Here is a 26,283-nt window from a genome sequence, read left to right as displayed (position 1 = left end):
GCGACGGTCAGTAGTCGGTGAGACCGATACCGTCCTCGACGAAGCACCACACATCGGTGTAGGGGTCCCATTTCTCGCGCTCGGGCGAGGTGTGCTCTTCGTTGATCTTCTGCGCGAACTTCTTGGCGTTCTTGTACCCGCCCCGCACCTGCTCCGGAAGCACCAGCTTCGCCTTGTCCTCGGAGACGGACGTCAGATGCCGCCCGTAGGTCTTGACGAACTTCGGGTTCCCCCGCAGCTTGCCCGAGGCCGCACCGCATGCTCCGCCGAGCCCGGTCGTGTAGTTCTGGTAGTGCAGCAGCCGCCACAGCTCGAAGCAGGGGTGGGAGTACGCGACGTTGACGCCGGCCTGCTCGGCCATGTTCGCGGCTCGCTGAATGCCCTGGTGGTCGTCCCGGTCGAAGAGGCACCACACCGAGGGCTGGTACTTCTTCTCCAGGCCCCGCGTCTCGCGCGTCACCTTCTTCTTGTGCGCGATGGCCGCCTCGACGATCGCCAGCGGCTTGCGCTCGCGATGACTGCGCTGTGGGCCCCGCCGACCGCCGTCAGTGCGCTCGTCCCACATGATCTCGATGGTGGACTCGACCTTTCCCGCCGGGAGTGGTTCGTCCTTCCGCGCGTCCTTCCGGAGGGCTAACAGTGCGTCGATGTACGAGGGCTCGGTCAGCGTGCCCTCTGTGAAGACGTAGACCATGCGGCGGCGAACGGATCGCCGGGCGGTGCGCTGTGCCGAGTCCCTCCCCCTCTTCGGAGCCATCAGGTCCGCTCCACCTCCGTCGCTCGTGCCATCAGCAGTCTTCGCCCGATCTGGCCCGCGGTGAGAGTGGGGATACCACCGAAGGCGCCTTCCAGATAGGAGCGGGTCAGGTCCTCGTCCTCGCCCGGCTCCGCCGCCGTCAGGGGATACAGCTCGCTCGCGCCCCGGCTGTCCTTTTCGGTGAGCCAGATCTGACCGGGGTCCAGCAGCCGGCCGCCGCTCGGGGTCGACAGCAAGGATGGGTCGTGTGAGGTGAAGACGAGCTGAGCGCCGCGCGGATTGACCAGGGGGTCGTGGAAGAGCCGGACGACCTCGGCCGCGAACCGCGGGTGCAGGCTGGAGTCGAGTTCGTCGATCAGGAGCACCGCTCCCTGGTCCAGGGCGAGCAGTAGCGGGCCCAGCAGGGCGAACCAGGAGCGGGTGCCGAACGACTCCCGGTCCCAGGCGATGGCCACACCCTCGCCGCCGCCGTCGGTGTGCACCAGGCGGACCGACGGGCGGTCGGAGCCGGGGCGCCGTTCGAGCTGGGTGCCCATGATGCCGAGGTCGGCGACGCGCAGCAGCTCCTCGATGCGGGACCGAGCCTCGGGGTCCTGGAGCCTCTGCGTCGTGTACGCCTCGCGTTGCAGCCGTTCGGCCTCCGGGTCGATGTCCCACAGGTTGTCGAAGAACCAGCGGTGGATGCGGCTGAGCTGGGGATGGTTGTCGGCGGCGGCCCGGGAGAGGAGGAGCGCGTTGGAGCGGGTGGTACGGGCCAGGAGCGCGCGGTCCTGAATCCGGTCACCGGAGAAGTGGAACTCCCTGTCCCGGGAGGCGTCGCGGTCGAGCCATTCCTGACGACGCCCCTTGGGATAGGCGTGCAGCCACTCCGCTTCGACCCGGGTGTCGCTCAGCTCGAAGCCGTAGGTCCAGCGGACGCCGTCCTCCAGGACGAAGTCCGCCTCGTAGAAGCTGCTCTCCGCGGCCATGGCCGGGTCGAGTGCGAAGCGCTCGCGGGGGACGGGCTCGTGGGGCGTCCAGCCCGTGTAGGACTTGAGGACCGCCTCGCGCATTTTCTTGAGCGCGCTGATGACGTTCGATTTCCCGGATGCGTTGGCTCCGAAGATGCCGAGCAGCGGATAGACATCGATGGTCTTGCCGTCTGACAGCTTCAGTGTGCGGGCCGCGAGTGAGTCCTCGCCCTGGGGGACGACGAAGGACAGCTCCTGCTCGTCGCGCAGGGACAGCGCGTTCGCCACGCGGAATCTCAGCAGCATGCCACCCTCCTCGTCGACACAGCGTAACGGTGATGCGGCGGCGCGGAGTGATCATCTTGCAACTCGGTGCGGGTCGGTACACCAAGAAACCATCTTGTCGCGTGCAAGGGAGGAATGGCGTCCACGGACCGTGCCACGCTCAGTGCACCTGTAGCGGCGCGTTACCCAGCTGGGTGGTCAGCACAGCTCGGCTGAGGAGGCCTAGCCGCCGGCTCAGCTCATCGTGCATCCGTAGCTGTGCGTTGATCTCGTCGAGTGCGCCTGCCAGCGCCCGCTGACTCTCGAGGTCCGGCAACAGCACCGGCAACTGCGCCAAATTCGCTGTCGTCAGGGTCTCCACCGCCTGTCCGGGATTGGCCCGGTTGGACAGCCAGCGGCGCACCGGAGCGTGACCGAGGTAGTGGAGCAGATAGGAGGGGAGGAGCCGGTCGCTCGTCACCGCGACCCGTAGACAGGATGTGGCGAACAGCCATCCTTCCTGCTCCCTGGTGACCAGCGCCTGCCGTCCGAGCCCCGTCGTGGACTGACGCACGAGGATCACGTCACCCTCGCGGAGTCGGTAGCGCGTGGCCAGGCCCCCCGCCTTTTCCCTGCTCACCCGGCGGATGTGACTGCTGTCCACCGCCTGGTGGCCGGTGAGGTCGGGAGGTGAGATGACGGGCACTCCGTCCTCGATGTCCGCCGACAGTTCTTCCAGGAGTCCGCCGGAGGGGCCGGGCACGATCTCGCAGAGTTCGCCGAGCCGAGGCCGTTCGTACTTGGGCATCTCAGTGTTCCTTCCGAGGGCCCGGGACCGCCGGGGCGCAGGGAGCCGGACGCTCGGCGAGTAGCTGGGGAATCTGGTCCTCTGCGGCCGCCCAGTCGCGTACATCCGCCGAAAGGTACCCGAGGATGCGGTACGCGCTTTCCCGGTCGGCGGCGAGGGGGCGGGAACCAATCGGCTCGTGGTGAGCTACCTGATTGCGCAGCTTACGCAGGTCATCGAGGTCTTGGTGGAGGGGTTTCCTGGGGCCGCGATAAGAGGGGAAAGCGAGTCGGAGGGTGGGCCGCCAGAGCCGAGTCTCGTAGTCGTTGCCGGGGCCGAGCAAGGAGACCCAGAAGCCCAGCGTGAGCTCGCGCTGCACGGCCTCGGTCGTGCGTACGCGCCGGCGGTCGCGGGCGAGCTTTTTCTGGATGGCCGTGATCTTGCTACGGGAGACATGGTGGAGGTCGATCTCGGGGTGGTCCCACCAGTCAACCCGCCCGAACCGCGCCGTGAGCTCCTTCGCCATGGCATGTCCGAGTGTCCGCTCAAGGTGCCGGAGGAGTGCGAAGAAGGCCGAGGCGATCTCGGCTTCCCAGGCGTACCAGCGCATGGTGCCGTCACACTCGGGAGAGCAGAGGCAGCCGGGTGGGGAGAACACCTCCGCCCGTACGGCCCTGGCAACTGCGCCGAGCCTTGACTCCTGAGTACGCACTACACCCCCGCGGGATTGATTCCACCATTGACGCCAGGTATCGTCGCCGTGTAAGCCCCGGTGTGCGCCTAGGCATAGCAAGCGCCCCGGGGCACAGTTCTGCCGTGGTGCGCGTCATGTGCCGCGTCACCTTGATTCGGCACCCCCTGCCCACTGGTGACAAGCTATCAGAAAGCCTGACTCACTGTCGCGTAGGGGCCTACGCGAAGTTGAGAGCTGCGTGTGTGCGGACGGGGGGTGCCGCGAGTGGGGCGTTGCGGGCGTCCCTTGTCGCGCTCATGATCAAGTCATAGCCTCGCCATCCGGATCGAACATCCGTTGGGGGGGCTGGGCGTGGCGTTGCTCATGGTGGCCGCGACCGTGTACGGCGTGGCGCAGTTGCTGGTGCTGTCGTCGCCTACACGGTCCGTGCGGATCTCCACAGGTGTGATGGCCATCGCGGTGGGCGTCTACGGATGCGGGGTCGCGGCGGCGCTGCTGGAGCTGGCCTACACCCGCAGTGCCGTGGAACTGACCGGGAACTCACTGAACGAGGTCGTGAAGACCGCCAGTTACACAGCCGACCCGGTCATCGAAGAGCTGATCAAGGTCGCTCCCCTGGTGCTGATCGGCTGGAACGTCAGGATCCGCCGTCAGTGGGGTCTCACCGACTGCGTGGTCCTCGGTGCGGGGCTGGGGGCCGGGTTCGGGCTGCTGGAGGCCGTGGCGCGGTACGGGCTCGATGCGGAGCGGGCGATCGCGCACCCGGCGGGCGGATGGGCCATCCCGGACAGTCTGCGGGCGCCGTACATCCCCGGTCCCGACCAGGTCTTCTCCACCTGGTTCCCCGCCCCGCAGGCCGCCCTCGAACTGGGCGACCCCACACCGGCCGCGGTGACCAGCCCGCATCTGGTGTACACGGTCCTGACCGCGCTCGGAATTGGTGTGCTGTTTCGTGCCCGGGGCTGGTTGCGCGCGCTCGGCGCACTGCCGCTGGTGGCCGCCTGTGCCCATCACACGCTCACCAACTACGCCGCCGCGCACCCGACCGACCGCGACGCCGCCTCCCGGGTCGACACCTTCGAGGGGGTGCTGTGGGCGGTGCCGCTGGTGTGCCTGGCGTTCGCCATGGCCGTTGACCTGGGGCGGCTGCGGCGGGGCAAAACGCTCGTGCCGGATGTCCTGCTGCGGACGGAGCGTGCCGGACGGTCGGGCCTGGGCGCCCTGGCGGCGTACGGCGCCTGGTGCGTGCCCTGGTCGGCATTGATCGCGCTGCGTTTCGCCCGGCTGCGGCGGGGCTTCCTCTACGGGGTGGCGGGTGCGCCGTATCCCGGTGCGGACGCCCTCCACCGTACGGTCGTCTGGAGCGTCGCCCAGATCGACGCATCCGACCGCGAACATGCCTGGCGGCGTGTCGGCTTACGCGCTGTGGCCCAGGCGGGGCGCGGGATGCGGGACTGGCGCCGTAAGTGGTTCGCACTCGTCTCCTTCGCCCTGGCCCTCCCGGCCCTGATCCTCTTGGGGGTCGGTTCCTTCCCCGCCGCGGCCGAGGTCCAGCACCGTTTCGCCTCCGGCAACGGGCCGCGCGTCCTGGTCGGCTTCGGCGTCGTGGCCCTGCTGTGGACCGGCTGGCAGCTCATCCGGCTGCTGCGCGCCTGGCGTTGGACCCTGGCCCTCCCGCACGGCGAGGTGCTGGCCCTGATCCGGCTGCGGATCTGGACCGCGTTGGGTGGCTGTGTCATGGGCGCGCTGCTGCTGTTCAGACTGGGCGGGGGAACGCCGCCGGACGGCCCGGTGATCCGCAGCCTCCACCTCCTGGAAGCCCTCGACAACTTCCTCGCCTATCTCGGCTTCGCCTTGATGCTCCTGGCCGTGCTCGCTCTTCTCTCACCGGGCAGCGGACTCGGTTTCGCGCTGGTGGGCGCCAGAGTGGGCGCGGGTGTCATCACTCAGGAGGCCGCCATCCACGCGGCCGTGTACGGAACCCTGGGCGTCGTCCTCATGGCGGCAGTCGCGAACGGCGGAGGCGAAGTCGGTGACAGCGGTTCGACCAGTCAACGAGATGTGCACAGCGCCGTTCGCCGCGGTGAACGGGACGTGGACGTGGACAAGGTCTGGCAGGACGGCGAGCTCTACATAGATGTCGACAAAGGGAATATGATCAAGGTGTTGGACAGAGGGGATGGAACATCGGACATCGTCATCAAAGATCCGAGTAATCCAAGTGGCGAGCCCATTACAAGCTTCAATGCGAAGAACGGCTATGTTGAAAGACACCTGGGCTCGGGGGCATGGGAATGATCTCCCTCCCCTCCGATCGGAAGGTATGCGCATGACGGAAAGTCCATCTGAAGTGCCGACGCGTAACGAGGTCGCCCTCCACTGGCGCAGGCTCATCGATGGTCAGGAGTCCCGGGAAGAAGCACATCTGTGGGCCGCGCAATGGGTTGAAGCAGAAGAGGGGGACGTAGCGGACCCGATGGTCGGAAACGCTCTGCTCCGCTTGCATGGTTTCGACATGACGCGCAACCCGATGAATGCATCACTTATGCGGCATGGTGAACAGGGAGAATTCGTCCACTCTCGTGAATCGATCGCCGAAGCCTTCCAGAAATGGTGTGCCGAGTGCAGTCAATACGATGCTGATCCGGAGGGATTTCGGGCGGGACGGCGCGCTGCTGTTCGGGAATTTTTGCGGCGCGAGAAGGGGCGGTGAATGTGGTGGCGGACTGGGACAAGGGGGCGGCTATGAGTCCGCCCCGTTAGGCTGCCTCCAGCAGCACCAGGACCGTCGCGCAGATTCAGGGAGGTGAGTCATGACCGCCGAGATGGTCGCTCCCGCGTGGATGCATGAGCAGATCACGGCCGAGCAGTACGACTCCTGGTCCGAGGAGCAGTGCGCGGGCGTCGAGATCGTGGACGGGATGGTTGTGGTGAGCCCCAGTGCGTCCAAGCGACAAAACCGCCTGGCCCGCATACTCGCGAATGCCCTGGAGGCCGCGGCGGGGCCCGACTGGAACGCCGATACGGACTTCGATGTCCGATTGCAGGACGTTCCGCTCACCAATCGCCGTCCCGACGTGGTCGTGTACCGCGCGGAGACGATCGACATCACACCCACCCGACCCGAACATGTGCTGCTGGTCGCCGAGGTCATGTCACCAGGGTCGGAGACAACCGACCGGATCGTGAAGGTGGATCAGTACGCCAAGGCCGGGACCGCCTTTTACTGGCGGATCGAGCAGGCCGCTACCGGCGTACCGCTGGTGTACACCTACGTCCTCGACCCCGCGAGCAGGGCCTATCGGGAAGGAGACGTGTTCACCGGTGTGGTGAAGGTCGCGGCTCCGTTCCCGGTGGAAATCGACCTCGGCCAGATCTGAGCCGCGCGCCGTGGGCCAGCGGCACCCACGCCCGGCTGCCGGCCCTTTCCGCGCCCATGCCCAGCGGTGGCCGAGTTGGTCGGCCCGAACCGTCATGCGTCCGCCTCCACTACCGCGTCGGTCACCGCCAGGCGGCGCCGGGCCCGCGCGTACTCCGCCCTGAGGGAAGCGATCACCTCCGCCGTCGGTTGGACCGCATCGATCTGTCCCACGCCCTGTCCCGCGCCCCAGATGTCCTTCCACGGTTTCACATGGGTGGACGACGCGAACGCTATCCGTTCCTCACCCGCATCTCCCAGATGATCCGGATCAAGGCCGGCGGCGGTGATGCTCGGCTTCAGATAGTTGCCGTGGACTCCGGTGAAGAACGGTGTGTGGACGATGTCGGAGGCATGAGAACTCACGATCATCGACTTGTACGCGTCCGCCGCCCTGGCCTCGGTGGTGGCGATGAACCGGGTGCCCATGTAGGCAAGGTCGGCGCCCATCGCCTCCGCGGCGAGAACAGACGCGCCGGTGGTGATCGCTCCGGACAGGATGAGGGGGCCGTCATAGAACCGGCGCACCTCGCCGACCAGCGCGAACGGGCTCAGGTTGCCGGCGTGGCCGCCGGCCCCCGCGCAGACGAGGATCAGCCCGTCCACTCCGGCCTCGAGGGCCTTCTCGGCGTGCCGGATGGTGGTGACGTCGTGGAAGACCATTCCTCCGTATCCGTGAACGCGGCCGACCACCTCGCCGGGTGTGCTCAGCGAGGTGATGATGATCGGCACCTGGTGCCGGACACAGACCTCCATATCGTGTTCGAGGCGGTCGTTGCTCTGGTGCACGATCTGGTTGACCGCGTACGGGGCGATCGTGCGTGCCGGTTCGGCCGCCTTCGCCTCGGCGAGAGCCGTTTCGATGCGTGTGAGCCACCCCTCGAGGTCTTCCTTCGGCCGGGCGTTGAGCGCGGGGAAGGACCCGATGATCCCGCCGAGGCACTGAGCGATGACCAATTCGGGGGTGGAGATGATGAACATCGGTGATGCGAGCACCGGCAAGGACAACCGGTCCTTCAGATGGTCGATGGGTGTCATATGACTCTCCTGCTGGCCGTGGTGATGCGGTGGCTGGAACCGGGCGGCCGTCAGGTCCGCCGTGCCCCGGACGCCACGGCATGGGCGCGGATGCGATGCTTGGCGATCTTGCCGTTGTCGTCGCGCGGCAGGTCGTCGACGATCTCGATGTTCTTCGGGATCTTGAATCCGGCGAGCGTGGTGCGTAGTGCCCGGCCGATGTCCTCCGGGTCGATCACGGCATCGCGTTCCGCTTGCACCACGGCCTGCAGCCGCTCGCCGAATTCCGGGTCGGGCACGCCGAACACCGCGCAGTCGAGCACACCGGGCTGCCCGAGGATCGCGCTCTCGATCTCGGCCGGATAGATGTTGACTCCGCCGGAGATCACCATGTCCACCGCGCGATCGCAGATGTAGAGGTAGCCGTCCTCGTCGAGGTAGCCCATGTCTCCGAGGGTGATCAGGCCGTCCAGCGCGACGCGCTCTCGCGCCTCGGGCTGGTTCCGGTAGGTGAAGTCGGTGTACGCGGGCTGGTGTACGTAAATGATCCCGGTCTCTCCTGGGGGACAGTCCACGCCGTCCGGGGAGACGATACGGATGCGCGCCTCACCCACCGGGCGGCCGACACTACCGGGACGCTCGAGTGCCTCCCTGGAGTCGATCACGGTGATCCAGCCGCTCTCGCTGGAGGCGTAGGTCTCGTACACGATCGGACCGAGCCAGTCGATCAGCGCCTTCTTCACCTCCGGAGCACAGGGCGCGCCCGTCGATCCGACGAAGCGCAGCGAGGACAGGTCATAGCGCTCACGCACGGTGCGCGGCAGTTTCAGCAGGCGGACGTACATGGTGGGGACGCAGTACAGGGTGTCGATGCGGTGGCGTTCGATGAGGGCGAGCGTCTGCTCGGCGTCGAAGCGGGGCGCGATGACGAGGGTGTCGGCGATCTGGCTCGTCCACTGCGCGAAGCCGCTCGGCGCACTGTGGTAGAGAGGAGCCGGTACGAGGGCACGGCAGCCGGCCCGCACCCCGAAACAGGCCCTCATCACCTCAAGTGAGCGCCTCTGGTACAGCTCCAGTTCTGCCAGCGGTATGGGAGCGCGGACCACCCCCTTGGGCCGTCCGGTCGTGCCCGAGGTATAGGCCATGTGCCCGCGCGGTGCGACGACCGGGCCGCTGTAATCGGGCTGATGGACCAGCCAGGTCTCGTACTCGGCCGTTTCTCCGCCGGCATTGCCCGCGACGGCGAGCGTGGTGACGCCGTGGGGCAGCACGTCGTGTGCCGCACTGAGCAGATCTGCGTGGCCGATCACCGCCCGGGCGCCGCAGTCCTGCAGGATGTAGCCGATCTCGGACGGCGTGAAATGCCAGTTGATGGGGCAGTAGGAGAACCCGCCGATCCGGCAGGCGAGGATGACGTCCACGTAGGCGGGATCGTTGCGCAGGAGCACCGCGACCACATCGCCCTCGCGCAGCCCCAGCGCCGCCAGCCCGCCGGCCAGTTTGCGGGCTCGCGCATCAAGCTCCTCGGGGGCGATCTCCGTGTCTTCGAAGCAGACGGTTGCGGTCATCCGGAATCCTCTCCTCATTGAGCGGTATGCGGTACGGACGTGTGTGCGAGCCGGTGGTCGACAGCCTGCGGGCGAAGGGGAACAGCCCGAGAGAACCGGAGGGGGGCCGACGGAGGTCCATGGCCGCTGCTCCTCGGGGGCGGGCGGGGGCAGCGGGCTCCGGCGTTGACGTACGGGGGCAAGCCACCGACGGATTCGACGGCATCGAGGGCGGCGACGTCGCATCCGTACGCAGGTGCGGTGCCGCCTGTCTCCCGGATCTGCGCCGCCACAGCCTCGCCCCGCTCAGCGGTCAGGCCGACGACGGCGACAGCGGCGCCCTCCTCGGCCAGGCGCTGGACGGTGGCCGCCCCGATGCCCCCGGGGCGGCTCCGGTGACGACGGCGACCTCGTCGGTGAACCTGCTCACGAATGTTCTCCCATGGGTGAGGTTCTCGGTGAGGGGATGTCAGCCGCGGTCGACGACCACGGCGCTGCCCTGTCCGACGCCGACGCACATGGTGGCCAGCCCGCGGCGGGCGCCGGTGCGGCGCATCCGGTGCAGCAAGGTGGTGAGAATGCGGGCGCCGGAGCAGCCGAGCGGGTGGCCGAGCGCGATGGCACCGCCAGTGGGGTTGACCAGCTCCGGGTCCATGCCCAACTGGTCCATGCAGGCGAGTGCCTGGGCGGCGAAGGCCTCATTGAACTCCGCCTCCTCGATGCCGGCGACGTCCCGGCCGAGCCGGGCCAGCGCCTTGCGGGTGGCGGGGACCGGACCGATGCCCATGGTGTCGGGATGGACCCCGGCACTGGCGCCCGCGGCGTAACGTCCCAGCGGCTCCAGCTCCAGCTCGCGCAGCGCCTCCTCGCTGACCAGCAGCACCCCGGCAGCACCGTCGTTCATCGGGGAGGCGTTGCCGGCGGTGACGCTGCCGCCCTGGCGGAAGACCGGCTCGAGGGAGGCGAGGCGTTCGGCTGTGGTGTCCTCGCGGATGCCCTCGTCCGCGGCGACGACCACCCCGTCGGGCCGGGTGACGGGCAGGATCTCGGCGTCGAAGAGGCCGTCCTTGCGGGCGGCGGCGGCGCGTTGGTGACTGCGCAGTGCGAAGGCGTCCTGCCGTTCGCGGCCGACACCGTAGCGCTCGGCGACCTCTTCGGCGGTCTCGCCCATGGAGAGCACGCCATGCAGCTGGTGCATGCGGGGGTTGGTCAACCGCCAGCCGAGCCGGGTGTCATACGTCTCGACCTTGTGCGGCAGCGCCTCGTCCGGGCGCGGCAGTACGAAGGGGGCACGGCTCATCGACTCCGAGCCGCCGGCCACCACCACCTCGGCCTCTCCGGCGGCGATGGTCCGAGCGGCGGTGGTGATCGCTTCCATGCCCGAGGCGCACAGCCGGTTGACCGTGGCTCCGGGTACGGACTCGGGCAGGCCGGCCAGCAGTACTGCCATCCGGGCGACATTGCGATTGTCCTCGCCCGCCTGGTTGGCGGCGCCCCAGTAGACGTCGTCGATGCGGACCGGGTCCAGGGCGGGAACATCGTCGAGCAGGCCTGTGAGGACGGTTGCGGCGAGATCGTCAGGGCGGACGGTGGACAGGGCGCCACGCAGCCGGCCGATGGGGGTCCGGCGGGCGGCTGCGAAGTACACGGGGCGCACGGGGCCTCCTGTTGGGTGGCGGTGTGGGGTGTGAGACGGAGGGCTTGGCCGAAGGCGTTGACGCGGGTGTGGCTGGCGCCCGGCGCATCCGTGTGCATGCGCTCCTCCGCATGCCGCACGGGCGCCTCCGGGCCGCGCCGGGCACAGCCCGCCGGGACGACTATCCGGGCCGTGGCCAGGTGGCGCCGGTGGCGTGCTTCGGTGTGAGTCCGAGATCCATGAGGGCACACCTCGCCGTCGTGGTGCTGAGGGGCGGTGCGTACCGCCGATTAAACTAGCGCTGCAAGTTTTTCGACTGTAGCCCGTCATACGGCCGGTTGTGAAGGGCGGCCGTCCCGCGCGGCCACCGCGGTACATGCACCGTCCAGTCATCACGGACGCCCCCAGGTCTACCCGCACGCCGGGTTCGCGCGAACCACGGCCCGTTCACCGTCCTGCTGGAGGTGTGACCGCCAGAGATATGACCGACCGCACGGCGCGCGGTGGCGCGTGGAGTGGCCGGAACTGGTGGGGCGTGAGCGACGACACCGGTCCCGTGGCGGCGGACCGTCTGGCAGCGTGGCCCCGGGTTCCGGCCGACCGGCCTCCGGGACCGGCATCTTTCCCTGCGCGCAGGAGAGTCATGTCGCGCGGGCGCGGCGTGCCGTGGCGCGCCGCCCGACGTTCGGGAGGAACGTGAGGCGGCCGGCCCGCTCCATCTCCTCATCCGGCTTCGCCCCCCACGACGCCTCCAGCGGCCCCGACGAACACGGGGACTGAACCACGCACGGAAGCACCGCTGCCCGGCGGCCGAAGGGGCCGCCGGGCAGCGGAAGGCCGATGGCTACGACCAGGCGGCTTTCCCTAGCACTCGATGACGTTCACCGCGAGCCCGCCCCGCGCGGTCTCCTTGTACTTGACCTTCATATCGGCACCGGTCTCCTTCATGGTCTTGATGACCTTGTCGAGGGAGACATGGTGGCGGCCGTCGCCGCGGAGGGACATCCGGGCCGCCGTGACCGCCTTCACCGACGCCATGCCGTTGCGCTCGATGCAGGGGATCTGGACGAGGCCGCCGACGGGGTCGCAGGTGAGGCCGAGGTTGTGTTCCATGCCGATCTCGGCGGCGTTCTCGACCTGTTCGGGGGAGCCGCCGAGGACCTCGGCGAGGCCGCCCGCGGCCATGGAGCAGGCGGAGCCGACCTCGCCCTGGCAGCCGACCTCGGCGCCGGAGATGGAGGCGTTCTCCTTGAAGAGCATGCCGATCGCGCCCGCGGCGAGGAGGAAGCGGATGACGCCTTCCTCGTCGGCGCCGGGGACGAAGCGGGTGTAGTAGTGGAGGACGGCGGGGATGATGCCCGCCGCGCCGTTGGTGGGGGCGGTGACCACACGGCCGCCGGCCGCGTTCTCCTCGTTGACCGCCATGGCGTAGAGGGTGACCCACTCCATGGCGTGGGCGGTCTGGTCGCCCTCGGCGCGCAGGGCGCGGGCCGCGTTGGCGGCACGGCGGCGGACCTTGAGGCCGCCGGGGAGGATGCCCTCGCGGGACAGCCCTCGGGAGACACAGGACTGCATGACCTCCCAGATCTCCAGCAGTCCCGCGCGGATCTCGTCCTCGGTGCGCCACGCCTTCTCGTTCTCCAGCATGAGCGCGGAGATGGACAGGCCGGTCTCACGGGAGATCCGCAGCAGCTCGTCGCCGGTGCGGAAGGGGTGGGTCAGCTCGGTGTCGTCGAGCTTGATGCGGTCCTCGCCGACCGCGTCCTCGTCGACCACGAAGCCGCCGCCGACCGAGTAGTAGGTCTTCTCCAGCAGCGGGACGCCCTCGGCGTCGTACGCCTGGAGGGTCATGCCGTTGGCGTGGTACGGCAGCGAGCGGCGGCGGTGCAGCACCAGCTGGGAGGACTCGTCGAAGTCGATCTCGTGGCCGGGGCCGATCTCGGCGTCCAGCAGCCGCAGCCGCTTGGTGGTGCGGATGCGCTCGACCTGGTCGTCGGCGGTCTCGACGTCGACGGTGCGCGGGGAGTGGCCCTCGAGGCCCAGCAGTACGGCCTTCGGAGTGCCGTGGCCGTGGCCGGTGGCGCCCAGGGAGCCGAAGAGCTCGGCGCGTACGGAGGTGGTGTGAGCGAGCAGGCCCTCGTTCTTCAGACGGCGGACGAACATCCGCGCCGCTCGCATCGGGCCGACCGTATGCGAGCTGGAGGGGCCGATGCCGATCGAGAACAGATCGAAGACGGAGATGGCCACCGTTGAACTCCTTTGTCTGCACGGGGGCGTGCGGTGGTGCGATGCGTGGGGGGCGCCGGGGCCGGCGCCCCCCACGGCCGGTCCTGTTACTTGCCCAGGTCCGGGTAGAGCGGGTGCTTGTCGGCCAGCGCCGTGACCCGGGCCCCCAGCGCCTTGGCGTCGTACGACGGCTTGAGGGTCTCGGCGATCACATCGGCGACCTCACGGAAGTCGTCGGCGGTGAAGCCGCGGGTGGCCAGCGCCGGGGTGCCGATCCGCAGACCCGAGGTGACCATCGGGGGCCGGGGGTCGTTGGGGACGGCGTTGCGGTTGACGGTGATGCCGACCTCGTGCAGCCGGTCCTCGGCCTGCCTGCCGTCCAGCTCGGAGTCGCGCAGGTCGACCAGGACCAGATGGACATCGGTGCCGCCGGACAGGACGGAGACGCCCACCTCGGCGACATCGGGCTGGGTGAGCCGCTCCGCGAGGATCCGGGAGCCCTCGAGGGTGCGCTCCTGGCGCTCCTTGAAGGCCGAGCCCGCCGCGACCTTGAAGGACACCGCCTTGGCCGCGATGACATGCTCCAGCGGACCGCCCTGCTGGCCGGGGAAGACCGCAGAGTTGATCTTCTTGGCCAGCTCCTGCGTCGAGAGGATCACTCCGCCGCGGGGGCCGCCCAGGGTCTTGTGGGTGGTGGTGGTCACCACATGGGCGTGGGGGACGGGCGAGGGGTGCAGCCCGGCCGCCACCAGGCCCGCGAAGTGGGCCATGTCCACCATCAGGTAGGCGCCGACCTCGTCGGCGATCCGCCGGAAGGCGGGGAAGTCCAGCTGGCGCGGGTAGGCCGACCAGCCCGCGATCACCAGCTTGGGGCGGTGCTCCTTGGCCAGCCGCTCGACCTCGTCCATGTCGACCAGGCCGGTCTTCGGGTCCACGTGGTAGGGCACCACGTTGTAGAGCTTGCCGGAGAAGTTGATCTTCATCCCGTGCGTGAGGTGGCCGCCGTGCGCCAGGTTGAGACCCAGGATGGTGTCGCCGGGGGAGAGCAGCGCGAACATGGCGGCCGCGTTGGCCTGGGCGCCCGAGTGCGGCTGCACATTGGCCGCCTCGGCGCCGAAGAGCGCCTTCACCCGGTCGATGGCGATCTGCTCGACGACATCGACGTGCTCACAGCCGCCGTAGTAGCGGCGGCCGGGGTAGCCCTCGGCGTACTTGTTGGTCAGGACCGACCCCTGGGCCTCCATGACCGCCACCGGAGCGAAGTTCTCCGAGGCGATCATCTCCAGGGTGGACTGCTGGCGGTGGAGCTCGGCGTCGACGGCGGCGGCGATATCCGGGTCGAGCTCGTGAAGGGAGCTGTTGAGAAGCGACATCAGGGTCCCGATCGAGAGGAGGGTCAGTTTTCGCAGAAGGCGGTGTAGTCATCGGCGGAGAGCAGGTCGTCCGGCTCGTCCGTCACCCTCACCTTGAACAGCCAGCCGCCCTCGAAGGGGGCGGAGTTCACCAGCGCCGGGTCGTTCACCACGTCCTCGTTGATCTCGGTGACCTCCCCGGTGACCGGCGCGTACAGGTCGCTCACCGACTTCGTGGACTCCAGCTCGCCACAGCTCTCACCGGCGGTGACGGTGGCGCCCACCTCCGGAAGCTGGACGTAGACGACATCGCCGAGCGAGTTGGCCGCGAACTCGGTGATACCGATCGTCGACACGCCGTCGTCGGCGGCCGACAGCCACTCGTGCTCCTTGCTGTAGCGCAGTTGCTGGGGGTTGCTCATGGTCCGATTCTCCTGGATGCGAGGGAATGCTGAGGAACGGGTCTTGGCTGATGGGACGGGGTGGGTGCGGTACCGGGCTACAGCGCCGGGACAACGCGCCCCGGGGGGTGGGTGCGGTACCGGGCGACAGCGCCGGGACAACGCGCCCCGGGCGGTGCGCCGTGCGGTCAGCGCTCGCGCCGGTAGAAGGGGAGCGCGACGACCTCGTACGGCTCCCGGGTACCGCGGATGTCCACGGCCACGCCCTCGGTGCCGGGGTTCGCGTGCTCCGCGTCGACGTAGGCGATGGCGATGGGCTTGCCGAGCGTGGGGGAGGGGGCACCCGAGGTGACCTCGCCGATCACCGTGCCGTCCGGGCCCACCACCGGGTATCCGGCGCGCGGCACCCGGCGGCCTGAAGCGATCAGGCCCACGAGGGCGCGCGGGGGCTCGTTCTCCGCCCGGCGCGCCGCGTCCTGGAGGGCCTCGCGGCCGACGAAGTCACCGGCCTTCTCGAACTTCACCACTCGGCCGAGCCCGGCGTCGAACGGGGTCGTGGAGGTGGTCAGCTCATGTCCGTACAGCGGCATCCCCGCCTCCAGCCGCAGGGTGTCCCGGCAGGAGAGACCGCAGGGCACCAGGCCCGCGGGGGCGCCCGCCTCGGACAGGGCCTGCCACAGCCGCTCGGCGTCGTCCGGCGCGACGAACAGCTCGAAGCCGTCCTCACCGGTGTAGCCGGTGCGGGCGATCAGCGCGGAGACCCCCGCGACGGTGCCCGGCAGACCGGCGTAGTACTTGAGGTTGTCCAGGTCGGCGTCGGTCAGGCTCTTGAGGATGCCCGGGGACTCCGGCCCCTGGACCGCGAGCAGCGCGTACGCCTCCCGGTCGTCCCGGACGGCCGTCTCGAAGCCGGAGGCCCGTTCGGTCAGCGCGTCCAGTACCACCTGGGCGTTCGAGGCATTGGCCACCACCATGAACGCTTCGTCGGCGAGACGGTAGACGATCAGGTCGTCGAGGATGCCGCCCTCGGTGTCGCAGATCATGGTGTAGCGGGCGCGGCCCACGGCGAGCGCCGAGAGATGCCCGACCAGGGCGTGGTCCAGGGCCTGCCCGGCCTGCGGCCCGGTGAGTGTGATCTCACCCATGTGGGAGAGGTCGAAGAGCCCGGCGCGGGTGCGGACGGCGGTGTGCTCGTCGCGCTCGCTCGCGTAGCGCAGCGGCATGTCCCAGCCCGCGAAGTCGGTCATGGTGGCACCGAGCGCACGGTGCAGCGCGTCCAGCGCGGTGCGGCGTGGCGCGGTCGGGGCGTCGGTCATGATTCAGGCTCCAAGATCGAGATCGCGGCGGGGACAACAGGACGCAGAACGTCCTCCCCATCTGTCATCGGAACCTGAGAGGTTCGCCGTGACGCCCGCACGGGGTCCGGCTTGCACCTTGGGTGGAGCCACGCACAGCGGCTCGCTTTTCAGATCTGCCTCGCCCGCGCGGTAATAGGGCCTGAGAGATTCAAGGGAGGACTTGCTCCTTCGGCGCCCGGGCCGCCGGCGGCTGCCGGTGTGACCAAGGACTCTCCCGCGCGGATTCAAGCGGCCGGTATGGAGTTGCGCGGACATCATCGCACGTACTGGCGAGAAGGGAACCCCCAGTCCGTGAGGCGACCGCCTTGATGCGTATTACCTTTTCTTGACACTCTTCGGGTACGAGCCGCAGTGACCGACCTGGGAGGACGATCACGGTGCATGGGCAGGGAGCGTATGCGACGTCACGTGGGCCCCTGCCGGTGCGGCGCGGACGCGCGCCGTCCGCGGGGCCGGTCCGGCCGGGGCGCCGGGCCCTGGTCCACGATCTGCGCACCGGCGGTGACGCGTGCGCCGACGCGTGCGTCGACCCGGGCGCGGTCACGCCGCCGGACGAGCGGGCCGCGGGCGCCGCGGTGGGCGCCGAAGGGGGCGGGCCCCCGGCGGTCCGGAGCGGCGCCGGGGTGCCCGAGCTGCGCTATCCGGCCCACGACGTGCTGGTCGCCTCCGGGCTGCCGGGCAGCGGCAAGACCACACTGATCAACCGGACGGTCGCCCCGCTGGACGACGACGGCGGCACGGTGGTCCGGATCGACTCCCAGAACACACGCGAGGCGTGGGAGCGGCGGCTGCCGGGCTGGCTGCCCTACGCGCTCTACCGGCCGCTGGTCCGCTGTGCCCACTACGCCGGGCTGCACCGCGCGCTGCGCTCGGACGCCAGTGTGGTGGTGCACGACTGCGGCGCGCTGCCCTGGGTCCGCCGCTGGCTGGCCTGGGACACCCGGCGCCGGGGCCGGCGGCTCCACATGGTGCTGCTCGATGTGGAGCCCGAGGTCGCCCTGAAGGGGCAGGCCGCCCGCGGCCGCGGAGTCTCCGGGTACGCCTTCGGACGGCACCGGCGCGCCGTGCGGCGGCTGGTCGCCGGGGTGGAGGCGGGGCGGCCACCGGCCGGCTGCGCCTCGGCGGTGCTGCTGGACCGGGCGGCGACCAGCGCGCTGCGCGGCATCTCCTTCGAGTGAAATCCACCGCCCGACAACCGTCAGACGAGCGGGGCGTGAGTGGCGTACGACCGGCGCTCGAGCACATCGCGAGCGCACCCTGAGCGCACCCTGAATCACCCCGCGTGCTTCGCACCGCTCCGAGGTGGGGATGTGGTGTGGAGATGAGAACGCGGCCGATGGCCTTGTGCCGCCCAGCGGTTAGGGTGCTGATGCAGGTCGGACGAGATGGCGGTTGAAAGAGATGAGCATCCCGGAGCAGCACGGTTTCCCACCGGCTCACGGAGGTTTCCCCGACAGCGCTGTACCCGCGTTCCCCGGCAATGAGCTCGAAGAGGTGCTGGTCGCCTCGGTCGAGGTCCCCGGGGCCGGCGCCCGTATCGTCGAGGTGCTCGGCCGCAGTCATGTCTGGGTTCCGCTGCCCAACGGCGGTGGCCCGGAGAGCCGCGGTCTCGATCTGCCGACCATGGAGATCGAAGGCGCCGCGTACGTCCCGGTGTTCAGCTCCGAGCAGCAGTTCCTCCAGATCGTCGGCGGCCATATGTCGTTCACCGTCGCCCCGGCCGCGGAGTTCGCCCGCGGGCTGCCGCCCCAGATGGGCATCGCGGTGAATCCCGGCGGCCCGGTGGGCGTGCCGCTTCCGCCCGCCGCCGTGGCGGAGTTGTGCCGTACCGGCCGCACCGAGCTGGACGGCCCGGCCTCCGGCGGCCGGGTGCGGCTCTTCGAACCCGACTGGCAGGACGAACCGGTCGACTTCCTCGCCGCCGCCGGTATCGAGTTCGCCAAGGACAAGGGGATACGGACCGCGCGGCGCGCCCTGGCCAGTGTCGAGGGCGATCCGCCCGCCCTCTTCGTCGGCATCGAGCTCGACACACCCGGCCCGGAGGGCCAGGCGGTCGCGGTGGACGCGCTCGGGAGGGCGCTCGGCGTGGTGCCGCTGCCCTGGGCCGTGCAACTCGTGCTGCTGGACATCGCGCAGGACCCGGTCGCGGACTGGATGCTGCAACGGGTGCGTCCGTTCTACGACCGTGACCTCTGACTCATCCCAGGGCCCCCAGCCGTGGCCCGTAAGCTGGTTTCATGACCAGGCGGGGCGCATCCACGTGCCCCGCTGAGGTACGGGGCACAGCCGAGAGAGGGGCGGACCCAGGTGAGCGCGGGCGCGGAGTGGGGGGCGGCCGCCGGTCAGGTGGAGCGGATGCTGCAACAGGTCGCTCCCGGCCGGTACGACGCCTACGAGGCGCTGCTGCACGCCCTTGCCGAGGGCCAGGTCTGGATGCTGCTGTGGCACGGTTCGCCCGGTGCGGCCGACGCCCAGTACGGCAACATGGACGTGAGCGGCCTCGGTTACGCCCCGTGTGTGACCTCCGCCCAGGAACTGGCGGCCAGCGGCTGGAACCGCGCCCATGAGGTGGTGGAGGGCCGACTGATCGCCGACTCCCTCTACCGCGACCGCTACGGTCTGTGGCTCAATCCGCATGCGCCCGGCGGCGGTGTGGGCATCCCCTGGCTCGATCTGCGCCGGATCGCCGGAGGGCTGGACCGGCTGCCCGCGGGACCGCTGCGGGTGACCGAGCCCTCCATCGACCTCCCCCAGTTCTATGCCCTGTTGGGGCAGAACGCGCATCGCACCACCGCGGTGCGGTCGCTGCGCAGGGCCTGGGTGCAGCCGGCGCTCGGTGCTCCGTATCTGGCCATCGGCCTGGATCTGTACGACACCAGCGGACCGGCCGTGCAGTCGGTACGGACGATGATGGAGCAGTCGGTCGGAGCGGTGCCGGACGGGCTGCCGGTCTCCACGGTCGCGCTGTCGGACGCGTACGACCCGGTCGCCATGTGGATGCGGGCCAACGCCCGTCCCTTCTTCGACCGGGACGCCTACGGTGCCGCGCCCGCCGGGCCGTCCTACGGCTACGGCTATCCGCCGCCGCGCCCCGCGTACTGAACGGCGTCCCGTCCGGTGAACCACCCATGACCCGTTCGTTTACCAAGGTTTGACCCGGGGCCGCCGGGGCGGATTCCCCCGGCGGACCGGCGGTTACCCCGGGTGCGTGCCGATGCGCGGGACCTCTGCTCAGCCCGGCGCGCATATCGCCCGGATATGGCCGAAAAACCCATAGCGGACTCGACGTTACTGCTTCGCTCTCGCAGCACGACTGTCCGTATACCGGAACTGCGTGCGCCACATCACGGTTAGGCATCCATTGCCCGTGGGGTCTGGCGGGTGATCACAAGCGCGATGAAGACTCCCGCTCCAAGGGGTGCGGTTCTGCGCGTAGAGCCCCTTCAGGAAAGGTTCCGTACCACGAGCCTGACTTTCTCCAGGTGATGAACAAAGCCGCCACAGCGGCGAGTCGTGGGCCGGTCACCACCGGTCGAGAGGGGTCCCCACCACGATGACGGCACCATTGCACGGCACGAGCGCGGAGGCGGAGCCGGTCGCGACTGCCGATGTAGCGGCGGATGTAGTCAAGACATCGGTCGAGGGCAGATCGCTGCGGCAGATCGCCTGGATGCGTCTGAAGCGGGACAAGCTGGCGCTGGCCGGTGGAGCCGTTGTCATCCTGCTGGTGCTCGTGGCCGTCTTCGCGCCGCTGATCGTGAGCCTGCTCGGCCATCCGCCGAACGAGTTCCACCAGGATGAGATCGACCCGCTGTTCGGCACCCCCAAGGGCGACTGGGGCGGTATGAGCCCCGACTTCCTCTTCGGTGTGGAGCCCTCCAACGGCCGCGATGTGTTCAGCCGGGTGGTCTACGGCGCGCGGATCTCACTGCTGGTGGCCTTTCTCGCGGCGGTCGTCGCCGTGGTCCTGGGCACCGTGTTCGGCATCATCGCCGGATATTTCGGTGGCTGGGTGGACACGGTGATCAGCCGGACGATGGACATGCTGCTGGCCTTCCCGCAGCTGCTCTTCATCATCTCCCTGGTGTCGGTGCTCCCGAACGACCTGCTGGGACTGACCGGCAGCGGGGTGCGCATCACCATCCTGGTCTCGGTGATCGGCTTCTTCGGCTGGCCCTACGTCGGCCGGATCGTGCGCGGCCAGACGCTGTCGCTGCGCGAGAAGGAGTACGTCGAGGCCGCGCGGAGCCTGGGCGCAGGCCGGCGCTACATCCTCTTCCGTGAACTGCTGCCCAACCTGGTGGCGCCGATCACCGTCTACACGACGTTGATGATCCCCACCAACATCCTCACCGAGGCGGCGCTCAGCTTCCTCGGGGCGGGCGTCAAACCGCCGACCGCGTCCTGGGGACAGATGCTCTCCAAGGCCGTGGGCACCTACGAGGACGATCCGATGTTCATGATCATCCCAGGTGCGGCGATCTTCATCACGGTGCTGGCCTTCAACCTGTTCGGCGACGGCGTCCGCGACGCCCTCGATCCGAAGGGCACCCGATGACGGTGACACACCCGGCTCCGGTCCGGGCGCACCCAGACGTATGTCCCCCTGCCACATCTGTCAGGCGGCTGTCCGATCACTCCCCGGCGCCATGCCAAGGACCGCTATTCCGGAGGTTGCAGCAACTATGAAACCCCTACGTTCGTCGAGAAGCAGGCGGGTCGTCGGTGCGACGGCTGTCGTCTGCGCCCTCCTGGCCACCGCGGCCTGTGGTGGTGGGTCCGATGACGAGAGTGGCTCGGGGGCCGGTTTCAACGCCGCGATGAAGGGCGTTGCCAACAAGTCGGCCAAGAAGGGCGGCACCCTGAAGTTCGTCAACAAGCAGGACTTCGACTCCCTCGACCCGCAGCGTCAGTACTACGGCTTCGCCTGGGACTTCGCCCGCTTCTACGCGCGCCAACTGATCTCGTACGCGCCCAAGCCGGGCAACGCGGCCAATGAACTGGTGCCGGACCTGGCCACCTCCACGGCCAAGATCACCAACGGTGGCAAGACCTACACCTACACCCTGCGGGACGGCGTCAGCTGGGAGGACGGCTCGGCCATCACCTCCAAGGACGTCAAGTACGGCATCGAGCGCATCTGGGCCAAGGACGTCGTCTCCGGCGGCCCCAGCTATCTGCGCCAGGTGCTCGACCCGAAGGGCGAGTACCCCGGTCCCTACAAGGACAAGTCCAAGGACAAGCTGGGCCTGAAGGCGATCGAGACGCCGGACGACAAGACCATCGTCTTCAACCTCGCCAAGCCCAACGGTGACTTCGAGCAGATGCTCGCGATGCCGACCGGCTCCCCGGTGAAGGCGTCCAAGGACACCGGCGCCAAGTACACCAACCGGCCCTTCTCCTCCGGCCCGTACAAGTTCACCTCGTACACGCCGGGCAAGAGCGCCGCCCTGGTGCGCAACCCCAAGTGGAACAGGAAGTCCGACCCGATCCGCGCCGCGCTGCCGGACAAGGTCACGGTCACCTTCAACTCCAACCTCGAGGCGATCGACAAGCTCCTGATCAAGGGCGACTACGACGTCTTCCTGAGCGCCACAGGTATGACCCAGTCCGGGCGCACCGCCGCGCTCAAGCAGCACAAGGGCAATGTCGACAACATCGAGACCAGCTTCGTCCGCTACGTCGACATGGCCACCAAGATCAAGCCGTTCGACAACCTCCACTGCCGCAGGGCGGTCATCTACGGCACCGACTACAAGGCGCTCCAGACCACCCGCGGCGGCCCGCAGGCCGGTGGTGACATCGCCACCAACATGCTCCCCAAGAGCGTCAAGGGCGCGGACAACTACGACCCGTACGGCATCCTCAAGCGCGGCGGCAAGGCGGACGCGGCCAAGGCCAAGGACGAGCTGAAGCAGTGCGGCAAGCCCGGCGGTTTCAGTGCCAACATCGTGGCCCGCAACGACCAGCCGGGTGAGGTCGAGGCCGCCGAGACGCTCCAGGAGTCCCTGGGCAAGGTCGGCATCAAGCTGGAGGTCGAGCCGATCGAGGGCGCTTCGTCCGCCAGCATCACCGGCTCCCCGTCGGTGATGAAGAAGCGCAACTACGGTCTTTCGATGACCGGTTGGGGTCCGGACTTCCCCACCGGCCAGGGTTTCTCGCAGCCGCTGATCGACGGCCGGTTCATCGAGCAGACGGGTAACTACAACGTCTCCGAGACGAACGACCCGACGATCAACAAGTACTTCGACGAGGCGCTCAAGGAGACCGACCCGGCCAAGGCCGGTGAGATCTACACGAAGATGAACCACAAGGTCGCGGACCTGGCCGTGCAGATGCCCTTCATCTACGAGAAGAACATCACCTGGCGCAGCTCGCGTCTGACCAACGCCTACACGTCGGCGGCGTACAACGGCCGTTACGACTACGTCTCCCTCGGGGTCAAGTGACGGTCCCCCTGCGACCCTCCACCCCACCGTCGCCGCACCCGCTAGGCCCGAAGGGCAGGTGATGGCCGCGCGTGGCGGTCCGGAAGCCCCCCACCAGGGGGTGACCGGACCGCCACCGGGCCGCGCACAGTGCTTGCTTATGTCATCCGGCGCTTGTTCGCCGTCGTCATGATGCTGCTGGTCGTCACCCTGACGACCTTCGCCATCTTCTTCGTGATCCCCAAGTGGGCGGGATCCGACCCGGCGCTGCTGTTCGTCGGCAAACAGGCCGACCCGGAAGCGATCGAGGGCATCAGGAAGAAGCTGGAGCTCGGCGATCCGCTGCTGCTGCAGTTCTGGCACTTCGTCGAGGGACTGTTCGTCGGCCGCGACTACGCCAACGGCTCGGACGTCACCCACTGCCCCGCACCCTGCTTCGGCTACTCCTTCCGTACCGAGCAGGCGGTGTGGCCGCAGCTGACCGACGCCATGCCGGTCACCCTCTCGCTCGCCGCGGGCGCCTGTCTGCTGTGGGTCGTCGGCGGGGTGGCCACCGGTGTGGTCTCCGCGCTGCGCCGGGGCACCCTGTGGGACCGCTCGGCGATGACCGTCGCCCTGGCCGGTGTCTCGCTGCCGATCTACTTCACCGGTCTGCTCTCCCTGGCCATCTTCAGTTACCAGCTGAAATGGGTGGACGTGAACTACAAGGGGCTCGGTGACGATCCCGGTATGTGGTTCGAGAGCCTGATCCTGCCCTGGATCACCCTCGCCTTCCTCTACGCGGCGATGTACGCCCGGCTCACCCGGGCCACCATGCTGGAGATCATGGGCGAGGACTACATCCGTACCGCCCGGGCCAAGGGCCTGCGGGAACGGGTGGTCATCGGGCGGCACGCGATGCGCTCCACCTGGACGCCCATCCTCACCCTGCTCGGCCTGGACCTCGGCGCGCTGCTCGGCGGCGCGGTCCTCACCGAGACCACCTACAACCTGCCCGGCCTCGGCCGGCTCGCGGTGAACGCGATCAGCGACAAGGACCTCCCCGTGATCCTCGGGGTGACCCTGATCGCCGCGCTGTGCATCGTGGTCGCCAACCTCGTCGTGGACCTGCTGTACGCCGTCATCGACCCGCGAGTGAGGCTCGGATGACCGACTTGAACAAATCCGGGACACCGGAGACCAACGCGGTGGCGGCCCCCGAGGCCGCCGTCGGGGAGGTGGCCGCGGCCGGTTCGCCCGCCCCCACCGCCTTCCTCGAAGTGCGTGATCTGCGGGTCCACTTCCCGACCGACGACGGTCTGGTCAAATCCGTGGACGGGCTCAGCTTCCGGCTGGAGAAGGGCAGGACGCTCGGTATCGTCGGCGAGTCCGGCTCCGGCAAGTCCGTCACCTCGCTCGGCATCATGGGGCTGCACACCGCCGGGCAGTACGGCCGCCGCAAGGCGCGGATCTCCGGGGAGATCTGGCTGGGCGGCCAGGAGCTGCTGGGCGCCGACCCGGACGAGGTGCGCAAGCTGCGCGGCCGCGAGATGTCGATGATCTTCCAGGATCCGCTGTCCGCGCTGCACCCCTACTACACGATCGGCAAGCAGATCGTGGAGGCGTACCGGGTCCACCACGACGTCACCAAGGACGCGGCCCGCAGGCGCGCGGTCGAGCTGCTGGACCGGGTGGGCATCCCGCAGCCCGACAAGCGGGTGGACAGCTATCCGCACGAGTTCTCCGGCGGCATGCGCCAGCGCGCGATGATCGCGATGTCGCTGGTCAACAACCCCGAGCTGCTGATCGCGGACGAGCCGACCACCGCCCTGGACGTCACCGTCCAGGCGCAGATCCTGGATCTGATCCGGGACCTCCAGAAGGAGTTCGGCTCGGCGGTCATCATCATCACCCATGACCTGGGCGTCGTCGCCGAGCTCGCCGACGAGCTGCTGGTGATGTACGGCGGCCGCTGTGTCGAGCGCGGTCCGGCCGAGAAGGTCTTCTACGAGCCCCAGCATCCGTACACCTGGGGGCTGCTGGGCTCGATGCCCCGGATCGACCGCGACCAGACCGAGCGGCTGATCCCGGTCAAGGGCTCCCCGCCCAGCCTGATCAACGTGCCCTCCGGCTGTGCCTTCCACCCGCGCTGCCCGTACGCCGATGTGCCCCGGGACGGGATCACCCGCACCGAGCGGCCGGAACTGACATCGGTGGCCGGGAGCGAGGGGCACTTCAGCGCCTGCCATATGGCGCGGGAGGACCGCACGCGGATCTGGACCGAAGAGATTGCGCCGAAGCTGTGACGGACACGAAGGATCCGAAGATGACCGACCCGGAGCAGGCGACCCCGACGCCCGAGCCCCTGCTCAGGGTGTCGAACCTGGTCAAGCACTTCCCCATCAGGAAGGGGCTGCTGCAACGGCAGGGCGGTGCGGTGCAGGCGGTCGACGGACTGGACTTCGACGTACGGCCGGGGGAGACCCTGGGCGTGGTGGGCGAGTCCGGCTGCGGCAAGTCCACCATGGGACGGCTGGTCACCCGGCTGCTGGAACCCACCTCCGGGAAGATCGAGTTCGAGGGCGAGGACATCACGCATCTGGGTACCGCCGCGATGCGCCCGATGCGCCGTGACGTCCAGATGATCTTCCAGGACCCGTACTCCTCGCTGAACCCCCGGCACACGGTGGGCGCGATCGTCGGCGCCCCCTTCCGGCTCCAGGGCGTCAAGCCCGACGGCGGGATCAAGGCGGAGGTCCAGCGGCTGCTGGAGCTGGTGGGACTCAACCCCGAGCACTACAACCGCTATCCGCACGAGTTCTCCGGCGGTCAGCGGCAGCGCATCGGCATCGCCCGGGCGCTCGCCCTGAAGCCGAAGCTGGTCGTGGCCGACGAGCCGGTCTCCGCGCTGGACGTCTCCATCCAGGCGCAGGTGGTCAACCTGCTGGACGACCTCCAGGACGAGCTGGGTCTCACCTACGTGATCATCGCGCACGACCTGTCGGTGATCCGGCACGTCTCGGACCGGATCGCGGTGATGTACCTGGGGAAGATCGTCGAGCTGGCGGACCGCAAGGCGCTCTACGAGGCGCCGATGCACCCGTACACCAAGGCGCTGCTCTCCGCGGTGCCGGTGCCCGACCCCAAGCGGCGGGCCAAGCGGGAGCGGATCCTCCTCAAGGGCGATGTGCCCTCTCCGATCTCCCCGCCGTCCGGCTGCCGCTTCCACACCCGCTGCTGGAAGGCGACCGAGGTGTGCAAGCGGCAGGAGCCGCCGCTGGTGGCGCTGAAGACCGGGCACCAGGTGGCCTGCCACCACCCGGAGAACGTACCCGACGCGTCCGACGCAGCCGACCAGGTGTCCCAGGAGAAGGCCGCCGCCGAGACGGTACGGAAGGTGACGAAGGAGACCGACAGCTGAGACGGGGCGGGGGTGGCGGCTTCGGGCGCGTCGGCCGGTCGGACCGGC

23 protein-coding genes and 1 riboswitch are annotated in these 26,283 nt (G+C 69.0%); of the genes, 11 read left to right on the top strand and 12 right to left on the bottom strand.

The features are described from left to right. Positions 1–7: 7 nt before the first annotated feature. The 4 genes from HUT19_RS12395 to HUT19_RS12380 form a co-directional block, all read right to left on the bottom strand. The gene (locus tag HUT19_RS12395; protein ID WP_176180531.1) at positions 8–757 is read right to left on the bottom strand and encodes an RloB family protein; all 750 of its coding nucleotides are present in this window, start codon (positions 755–757) and stop codon (positions 8–10) included. After that, positions 757–2,013, bottom strand: a complete 1,257-nt coding sequence (locus HUT19_RS12390) for an ATP/GTP-binding protein (protein WP_176180530.1) — start codon at positions 2,011–2,013, stop codon at positions 757–759. The genes HUT19_RS12395 and HUT19_RS12390 overlap by 1 nt, the downstream gene beginning before the upstream one ends. 139 nt (positions 2,014–2,152) lie before the next feature. After that, a complete protein-coding gene (locus HUT19_RS12385; RefSeq protein ID WP_176180529.1) occupies positions 2,153–2,779 on the bottom strand; it encodes a restriction endonuclease subunit S in 627 nt (208 codons plus the stop codon). A 1-nt stretch (position 2,780) separates the two neighbouring features. Beyond that, positions 2,781–3,368, bottom strand: a complete 588-nt coding sequence (locus HUT19_RS12380) for a hypothetical protein (protein ID WP_176180528.1) — start codon at positions 3,366–3,368, stop codon at positions 2,781–2,783. 435 nt (positions 3,369–3,803) lie between these two features. Here HUT19_RS12380 and HUT19_RS12375 point away from each other — a divergent pair, with 435 nt between their 5' ends. The 3 genes from HUT19_RS12375 to HUT19_RS12365 all read left to right on the top strand — a co-directional run bounded on the left by HUT19_RS12375 (position 3,804) and on the right by HUT19_RS12365 (position 6,832). Next, the gene (locus tag HUT19_RS12375; RefSeq protein ID WP_176180527.1) at positions 3,804–5,750 is read left to right on the top strand and encodes a PrsW family glutamic-type intramembrane protease; all 1,947 of its coding nucleotides are present in this window, start codon (positions 3,804–3,806) and stop codon (positions 5,748–5,750) included. A gap of 31 nt (positions 5,751–5,781) precedes the next feature. Then, on the top strand, positions 5,782–6,165 hold the full coding sequence (locus HUT19_RS12370; RefSeq protein ID WP_176180526.1) for a hypothetical protein: 384 nt from the start codon (positions 5,782–5,784) through the stop codon (positions 6,163–6,165). Between the two features lie 100 nt (positions 6,166–6,265). Beyond that, a complete protein-coding gene (locus tag HUT19_RS12365) occupies positions 6,266–6,832 on the top strand; it encodes a Uma2 family endonuclease (RefSeq protein WP_176180525.1) in 567 nt (188 codons plus the stop codon). A gap of 92 nt (positions 6,833–6,924) precedes the next feature. Here the strand turns inward: HUT19_RS12365 and HUT19_RS12360 are convergent, their stop codons facing one another. The 8 genes from HUT19_RS12360 to gcvT form a co-directional block, all read right to left on the bottom strand. After that, on the bottom strand, positions 6,925–7,908 hold the full coding sequence (locus HUT19_RS12360) for a nitronate monooxygenase family protein (protein ID WP_176180524.1): 984 nt from the start codon (positions 7,906–7,908) through the stop codon (positions 6,925–6,927). 50 nt (positions 7,909–7,958) lie between these two features. Further along, positions 7,959–9,455, bottom strand: a complete 1,497-nt coding sequence (locus tag HUT19_RS12355; RefSeq protein ID WP_176180523.1) for an AMP-binding protein — start codon at positions 9,453–9,455, stop codon at positions 7,959–7,961. A 14-nt stretch (positions 9,456–9,469) separates the two neighbouring features. Then, positions 9,470–9,787 carry a hypothetical protein gene (locus tag HUT19_RS12350; RefSeq protein ID WP_254886155.1) on the bottom strand — a complete coding sequence of 106 codons (318 nt, stop codon included), beginning with the start codon at positions 9,785–9,787 and terminating at the stop codon, positions 9,470–9,472. Positions 9,788–9,903: 116 nt separating this feature from the next. Further along, positions 9,904–11,091, bottom strand: a complete 1,188-nt coding sequence (locus tag HUT19_RS12345; RefSeq protein ID WP_176180522.1) for an acetyl-CoA C-acyltransferase — start codon at positions 11,089–11,091, stop codon at positions 9,904–9,906. A gap of 843 nt (positions 11,092–11,934) precedes the next feature. Then, the gene (locus tag HUT19_RS12340; protein WP_176180521.1) at positions 11,935–13,317 is read right to left on the bottom strand and encodes an L-serine ammonia-lyase; all 1,383 of its coding nucleotides are present in this window, start codon (positions 13,315–13,317) and stop codon (positions 11,935–11,937) included. An 86-nt stretch (positions 13,318–13,403) separates the two neighbouring features. Continuing rightward, positions 13,404–14,669, bottom strand: a complete 1,266-nt coding sequence (gene glyA, locus HUT19_RS12335) for a serine hydroxymethyltransferase (protein WP_176180520.1) — start codon at positions 14,667–14,669, stop codon at positions 13,404–13,406. A 23-nt stretch (positions 14,670–14,692) separates the two neighbouring features. Beyond that, a complete protein-coding gene (gene gcvH / locus HUT19_RS12330; protein ID WP_176180519.1) occupies positions 14,693–15,070 on the bottom strand; it encodes a glycine cleavage system protein GcvH in 378 nt (125 codons plus the stop codon). Between the two features lie 167 nt (positions 15,071–15,237). Further along, positions 15,238–16,365: a glycine cleavage system aminomethyltransferase GcvT gene (gene gcvT, locus HUT19_RS12325; RefSeq protein WP_176180518.1), complete on the bottom strand. Its 1,128-nt coding sequence runs from the start codon at positions 16,363–16,365 to the stop codon at positions 15,238–15,240. A 159-nt stretch (positions 16,366–16,524) separates the two neighbouring features. After that, positions 16,525–16,634, bottom strand: a riboswitch (glycine riboswitch). 150 nt (positions 16,635–16,784) lie between these two features. Between gcvT and HUT19_RS12320 the strand changes: the two genes are divergently transcribed. The 8 genes from HUT19_RS12320 (at position 16,785) to HUT19_RS12285 (ending at position 26,235) form a co-directional block, all read left to right on the top strand. Continuing rightward, positions 16,785–17,585, top strand: a complete 801-nt coding sequence (locus HUT19_RS12320) for an AAA family ATPase (RefSeq protein ID WP_176180517.1) — start codon at positions 16,785–16,787, stop codon at positions 17,583–17,585. A 223-nt stretch (positions 17,586–17,808) separates the two neighbouring features. After that, on the top strand, positions 17,809–18,603 hold the full coding sequence (locus HUT19_RS12315) for an enhanced serine sensitivity protein SseB (protein WP_176180516.1): 795 nt from the start codon (positions 17,809–17,811) through the stop codon (positions 18,601–18,603). Positions 18,604–18,714: 111 nt separating this feature from the next. Beyond that, a complete protein-coding gene (locus HUT19_RS12310) occupies positions 18,715–19,509 on the top strand; it encodes an enhanced serine sensitivity protein SseB C-terminal domain-containing protein (RefSeq protein ID WP_254885544.1) in 795 nt (264 codons plus the stop codon). A 451-nt stretch (positions 19,510–19,960) separates the two neighbouring features. Continuing rightward, a complete protein-coding gene (locus HUT19_RS12305) occupies positions 19,961–20,965 on the top strand; it encodes an ABC transporter permease (protein WP_176180515.1) in 1,005 nt (334 codons plus the stop codon). A 127-nt stretch (positions 20,966–21,092) separates the two neighbouring features. Continuing rightward, entirely contained in the window at positions 21,093–22,856 is a 1,764-nt protein-coding gene (locus tag HUT19_RS12300) for an ABC transporter substrate-binding protein (RefSeq protein WP_176180514.1), read from the top strand. Positions 22,857–22,985: 129 nt separating this feature from the next. Continuing rightward, the gene (locus tag HUT19_RS12295) at positions 22,986–23,984 is read left to right on the top strand and encodes an ABC transporter permease (RefSeq protein WP_176180513.1); all 999 of its coding nucleotides are present in this window, start codon (positions 22,986–22,988) and stop codon (positions 23,982–23,984) included. Continuing rightward, positions 23,981–25,120: an ABC transporter ATP-binding protein gene (locus HUT19_RS12290; protein WP_176180512.1), complete on the top strand. Its 1,140-nt coding sequence runs from the start codon at positions 23,981–23,983 to the stop codon at positions 25,118–25,120. Before HUT19_RS12295 ends, HUT19_RS12290 begins: the two co-directional genes overlap by 4 nt. 20 nt (positions 25,121–25,140) lie before the next feature. After that, positions 25,141–26,235: an ABC transporter ATP-binding protein gene (locus HUT19_RS12285; RefSeq protein WP_176180511.1), complete on the top strand. Its 1,095-nt coding sequence runs from the start codon at positions 25,141–25,143 to the stop codon at positions 26,233–26,235. Positions 26,236–26,283: the final 48 nt, after the last annotated feature.

The sequence above is a fragment of the Streptomyces sp. NA02950 genome (assembly GCF_013364155.1).
Lineage (GTDB): Bacteria > Actinomycetota > Actinomycetes > Streptomycetales > Streptomycetaceae > Streptomyces.
This window is presented reverse-complemented; position numbering and strand designations above follow the sequence as displayed.

What these genes read in the sequence shown, in the direction of transcription:
- HUT19_RS12395 (WP_176180531.1), bottom strand. Translation starts at nt 757, where the DNA reads ATGGCTCCGAAGAGGGGGAGGGACTCGGCACAGCGCACCGCCCGGCGA.
- HUT19_RS12390 (WP_176180530.1), bottom strand. Translation starts at nt 2,013, where the DNA reads ATGCTGCTGAGATTCCGCGTGGCGAACGCGCTGTCCCTGCGCGACGAG.
- HUT19_RS12385 (WP_176180529.1), bottom strand. Translation starts at nt 2,779, where the DNA reads ATGCCCAAGTACGAACGGCCTCGGCTCGGCGAACTCTGCGAGATCGTG.
- HUT19_RS12380 (WP_176180528.1), bottom strand. Translation starts at nt 3,368, where the DNA reads ATGCGCTGGTACGCCTGGGAAGCCGAGATCGCCTCGGCCTTCTTCGCA.
- HUT19_RS12370 (WP_176180526.1), top strand. Translation starts at nt 5,782, where the DNA reads ATGACGGAAAGTCCATCTGAAGTGCCGACGCGTAACGAGGTCGCCCTC.
- HUT19_RS12365 (WP_176180525.1), top strand. Translation starts at nt 6,266, where the DNA reads ATGACCGCCGAGATGGTCGCTCCCGCGTGGATGCATGAGCAGATCACG.
- HUT19_RS12360 (WP_176180524.1), bottom strand. Translation starts at nt 7,908, where the DNA reads ATGACACCCATCGACCATCTGAAGGACCGGTTGTCCTTGCCGGTGCTC.
- HUT19_RS12355 (WP_176180523.1), bottom strand. Translation starts at nt 9,455, where the DNA reads ATGACCGCAACCGTCTGCTTCGAAGACACGGAGATCGCCCCCGAGGAG.
- glyA (WP_176180520.1), bottom strand. Translation starts at nt 14,669, where the DNA reads ATGTCGCTTCTCAACAGCTCCCTTCACGAGCTCGACCCGGATATCGCC.
- gcvH (WP_176180519.1), bottom strand. Translation starts at nt 15,070, where the DNA reads ATGAGCAACCCCCAGCAACTGCGCTACAGCAAGGAGCACGAGTGGCTG.
- gcvT (WP_176180518.1), bottom strand. Translation starts at nt 16,365, where the DNA reads ATGACCGACGCCCCGACCGCGCCACGCCGCACCGCGCTGGACGCGCTG.
- HUT19_RS12315 (WP_176180516.1), top strand. Translation starts at nt 17,809, where the DNA reads ATGAGCATCCCGGAGCAGCACGGTTTCCCACCGGCTCACGGAGGTTTC.
- HUT19_RS12305 (WP_176180515.1), top strand. Translation starts at nt 19,961, where the DNA reads ATGACGGCACCATTGCACGGCACGAGCGCGGAGGCGGAGCCGGTCGCG.
- HUT19_RS12300 (WP_176180514.1), top strand. Translation starts at nt 21,093, where the DNA reads ATGAAACCCCTACGTTCGTCGAGAAGCAGGCGGGTCGTCGGTGCGACG.
- HUT19_RS12290 (WP_176180512.1), top strand. Translation starts at nt 23,981, where the DNA reads ATGACCGACTTGAACAAATCCGGGACACCGGAGACCAACGCGGTGGCG.
- HUT19_RS12285 (WP_176180511.1), top strand. Translation starts at nt 25,141, where the DNA reads ATGACCGACCCGGAGCAGGCGACCCCGACGCCCGAGCCCCTGCTCAGG.